At 52.1% G+C, this 2,038-nt stretch carries 2 rRNA genes; both read left to right on the forward strand.

The features are described 5' to 3' along the window. Positions 1-1,725: ribosomal RNA gene (locus tag AACY50_RS28530) — 23S ribosomal RNA — on the forward strand; the annotation flags it as partial. 151 nt (positions 1,726-1,876) lie between these two features. Further along, positions 1,877-1,992, forward strand: a 5S ribosomal RNA gene (gene rrf, locus AACY50_RS28535). The last annotated feature ends 46 nt before the right edge of the window (positions 1,993-2,038 follow it).

A 2,038-nucleotide genomic window follows, 5' to 3' on the forward strand; every position in this document is an offset into this window, starting at 1 on the left:
TGATGCGGTAGAGGAGCGTTCTGTAAGCCTGTGAAGGTGAGTTGAGAAGCTTGCTGGAGGTATCAGAAGTGCGAATGCTGACATGAGTAACGACAATGGGTGTGAAAAACACCCACGCCGAAAGACCAAGGTTTCCTGCGCAACGTTAATCGACGCAGGGTTAGTCGGTCCCTAAGGCGAGGCTGAAAAGCGTAGTCGATGGAAAACAGGTTAATATTCCTGTACTTCTGGTTATTGCGATGGAGGGACGGAGAAGGCTAGGCCAGCTTGGCGTTGGTTGTCCAAGTTTAAGGTGGTAGGCTGGAATCTTAGGTAAATCCGGGATTCCAAGGCCGAGAGCTGATGACGAGTCATCTTTTAGATGACGAAGTGGTTGATGCCATGCTTCCAAGAAAAGCTTCTAAGCTTCAGGTAACCAGGAACCGTACCCCAAACCGACACAGGTGGTTGGGTAGAGAATACCAAGGCGCTTGAGAGAACTCGGGTGAAGGAACTAGGCAAAATGGCACCGTAACTTCGGGAGAAGGTGCGCCGGTGAGGGTGAAGGACTTGCTCCGTAAGCTCATGCCGGTCGAAGATACCAGGCCGCTGCGACTGTTTATTAAAAACACAGCACTCTGCAAACACGAAAGTGGACGTATAGGGTGTGACGCCTGCCCGGTGCCGGAAGGTTAATTGATGGGGTTAGCTAACGCGAAGCTCTTGATCGAAGCCCCGGTAAACGGCGGCCGTAACTATAACGGTCCTAAGGTAGCGAAATTCCTTGTCGGGTAAGTTCCGACCTGCACGAATGGCGTAACGATGGCGGCGCTGTCTCCACCCGAGACTCAGTGAAATTGAAATCGCTGTGAAGATGCAGTGTATCCGCGGCTAGACGGAAAGACCCCGTGAACCTTTACTATAGCTTTGCACTGGACTTTGAATTTGCTTGTGTAGGATAGGTGGGAGGCTTTGAAGCGTGGACGCCAGTTCGCGTGGAGCCATCCTTGAAATACCACCCTGGCAACTTTGAGGTTCTAACTCAGGTCCGTTATCCGGATCGAGGACAGTGTATGGTGGGTAGTTTGACTGGGGCGGTCTCCTCCTAAAGAGTAACGGAGGAGTACGAAGGTGCGCTCAGACCGGTCGGAAATCGGTCGTAGAGTATAAAGGCAAAAGCGCGCTTGACTGCGAGACAGACACGTCGAGCAGGTACGAAAGTAGGTCTTAGTGATCCGGTGGTTCTGTATGGAAGGGCCATCGCTCAACGGATAAAAGGTACTCCGGGGATAACAGGCTGATACCGCCCAAGAGTTCATATCGACGGCGGTGTTTGGCACCTCGATGTCGGCTCATCACATCCTGGGGCTGAAGCCGGTCCCAAGGGTATGGCTGTTCGCCATTTAAAGTGGTACGCGAGCTGGGTTTAGAACGTCGTGAGACAGTTCGGTCCCTATCTGCCGTGGACGTTTGAGATTTGAGAGGGGCTGCTCCTAGTACGAGAGGACCGGAGTGGACGAACCTCTGGTGTTCCGGTTGTCACGCCAGTGGCATTGCCGGGTAGCTATGTTCGGGAAAGATAACCGCTGAAAGCATCTAAGCGGGAAACTTGCCTCAAGATGAGATCTCACTGGAACCTTGAGTTCCCTGAAGGGCCGTCGAAGACTACGACGTTGATAGGTTGGGTGTGTAAGCGCTGTGAGGCGTTGAGCTAACCAATACTAATTGCCCGTGAGGCTTGACCATATAACACCCAAGCAATTTGCGCTTGAAAGCCAGATTGCGGTGTGTGAAGACGAAACGAACCGAAAGTTCGATGTTCACAAAACACCGACAGCTGTCACATACCCAATTTGCTGAAGCGAGGCCAACAGGTCGCGAGTCAGTACCCGAATTTCTTGACGACCATAGAGCGTTGGAACCACCTGATCCCATCCCGAACTCAGCAGTGAAACGATGCATCGCCGATGGTAGTGTGGGGTTTCCCCATGTGAGAGTAGGTCATCGTCAAGATTAAATTCCGAAACCCCAATTGCGAAAGCAGTTGGGGTTTTGTTTT

Source organism: Pseudomonas sp. RA_15y_Pfl2_54 (assembly GCF_963971015.1).
Lineage (GTDB): Bacteria > Pseudomonadota > Gammaproteobacteria > Pseudomonadales > Pseudomonadaceae > Aquipseudomonas > Aquipseudomonas baetica_A.